This window comes from Paraburkholderia heleia NBRC 101817 (genome assembly GCF_000739775.1).
GTDB lineage: Bacteria > Pseudomonadota > Gammaproteobacteria > Burkholderiales > Burkholderiaceae > Paraburkholderia > Paraburkholderia heleia.
This window is the reverse complement of sequence record NZ_BBJH01000084.1, coordinates 1-2,236: the sequence shown is the minus strand read 5'-3', so window position 1 is coordinate 2,236 and position 2,236 is coordinate 1. Positions and strand designations below refer to the sequence as shown.

General features: G+C 66.4%; 2 protein-coding genes. Both read left to right on the top strand.

The window, feature by feature from the left end:
* The coding region (gene arsD, locus BHE01S_RS35720) for an arsenite efflux transporter metallochaperone ArsD (protein WP_042273196.1) at window positions 1-482 on the top strand (482 nt) is incomplete at its 5' end.
* On the top strand, window positions 469-2,232 hold the full coding sequence (gene arsA, locus BHE01S_RS35715; RefSeq protein ID WP_042273194.1) for an arsenical pump-driving ATPase: 1,764 nt from the start codon (window positions 469-471) through the stop codon (window positions 2,230-2,232). The genes arsD and arsA, both read left to right, overlap by 14 nt.
* Window positions 2,233-2,236: the final 4 nt, after the last annotated feature.

Below are 2,236 nucleotides of genomic sequence, written 5' to 3'. Positions count from 1 at the left end.
GCGGTCTGCCCGAATTCACGCACCTCTGTCCGCAGACGCATCCGTGCTTGTGGAAATCGCTCGATCCTGATTGCTCTGAGGGGCCTGCCATGAAGAAACTCGAAGTGTTCGATCCCGCGATGTGCTGTTCGACGGGCGTTTGCGGTGTGGATGTGGACCCCGTGCTCGCGCAATTTGCCGCCGACCTGAAGTGGGTCGAGGCGCACGGCGTGACCGTGTCCCGCTACAACCTGGGCCAGGAACCGCAGGCGTTCGCCGCCAATGCCGCGGTGGTCAAGGAAATGGAAGCCGGCATGGAGCGGCTGCCGATCCTTGCAATCGATGGCCATATCGTATCGACAGGGCTGTATCCGTCCCGGCAGCAGCTCGCGCAGAAACTCGGCATTGCCCTGACGACGGCGGAAAAGCCCCACATCAGGGCCGGCAGTTGTTGTTCGCCGGGCTCAGGCTGCTGCCAGGGGGGCGCTCATGTCCCTTCCTGAAGCGCAGACCCGATATCTCTTCTTCACCGGCAAAGGCGGTGTGGGCAAGACCTCGCTTTCCTGTGCCACCGGCATCGCCTTGGCGGATGCCGGCAAGAAGGTGCTCATCGTCAGTACGGACCCCGCCTCCAATCTCGACGAGGTACTCGGCGTCCTTCTGAGTCAGTTGCCGACCGCGGTGCCGGGCGCGCCAGGCCTGTTCGCGTTGAACATCGATCCGGAAGCGGCCGCGCAGGCCTACAGGGAACACATGGTCGGACCGTATCGCGGTGTCCTGCCTGCCGCGGCGATCCGCAACATGGAAGAGCAGTTTTCCGGGGCGTGCACGGTCGAGATAGCGGCCTTCGATGAATTCTCCAAACTGCTCGGCGACCCCGCCGCAACGGCCGGTTTCGATCACGTGATTTTCGATACGGCACCGACCGGGCACACGCTGCGCCTCTTGACGCTGCCATCGGCATGGAACGAGTTCATCTCGTCGTCGACGGGAGGCGCATCCTGTCTCGGGCCACTGGCCGGGCTGGAGAAGCAGAAGGCCCTGTACGCGGCGACCGTCGAACGCCTGTCGAGCGCAGCGGAGACCACCATCGTTCTGGTGAGCCGCCCCGAAGTTGCGGCGCTGCGCGAAGCGAATCGCACGCGGCACGAACTGGCCGACCTCGGCATTCGCAACCAGGTGCTGGCAATCAACGGCCTCTTTTCCACAGACCGCAACGACGACGCGATCGCAACGGCCATGGCGCAGCGCGCGCAACAGGCGCTGGCCGGTATGCCGCGTGAGCTGGCCGGCTTGCCACAGACGTGCATTCCGTTTCTGCCGCGCGGCACGGTCGGGCTGGATGCACTGCGCGACATGGCACATCCCGAACGCGTGCGCATGCCGACCGAACGCCGGATGCCCGACACCGCCTTGCCGCCTGGTCTGGGCGGCCTCGTCGACGAACTGTCGGCTGCGGGCCACGGCGTGATCATGACGATGGGTAAAGGCGGCGTAGGCAAGACCACGGTAGCGGCCGCGATCGCAGTTGCGCTGGCCGGCCGCGGACACGACGTGATCCTCTCGACCACCGACCCGGCCTCGCATGTGGCCGCCACTGTCGATGGCGTCGTGCCCCGCCTGAGCGTCACACGCATCGACCCGGCGCGGGAAGTGCAGCAGTACACCGCGGAGGTGCTGGGCAAGGCGGCTTCGCAGCTCGATGCGGGCGGCCGGGCAATGCTCGAAGAGGACTTGCGCTCGCCCTGCACTGAAGAAATCGCCGTCTTCAGGGCCTTCGCGCGCACTGTCGATCAAGGCAAGTCCGGCTTTGTGGTACTGGACACGGCGCCGACCGGGCACACCATCCTGCTGCTGGACGCAGCCGAGGCCTATCACCGCGAAGTGATGCGCACGCAGGGCGAGATGCCGGAGTCAGTCCGTCAGTTGCTGCCGCGTCTGCGCGACCCGGAATACAGCCGGATCCTCATCGTCACGCTGCCTGAAGCGACACCGGTTCACGAAGCGGAGCGGCTGAGCGACGACCTTGCGCGCGCCGGCATCAGGCCCTACGCGTGGGTCATCAACCAGTCGCTGCTGGCGAGCGGCACGACGGATCCGGTGCTGTGCCAGCGGGGCGCTTGCGAGGTGCCGTTCGTGCGCCGCGTGGCGGACGAACTGGCGCAGCGCAGCGTACTGATTCCGTGGCTCGCCGAGGCACCCGTCGGCGCGGCTGGCCTTGGGCACGTGATCGCGTCGCGGGCGGCCACGTAGTGCA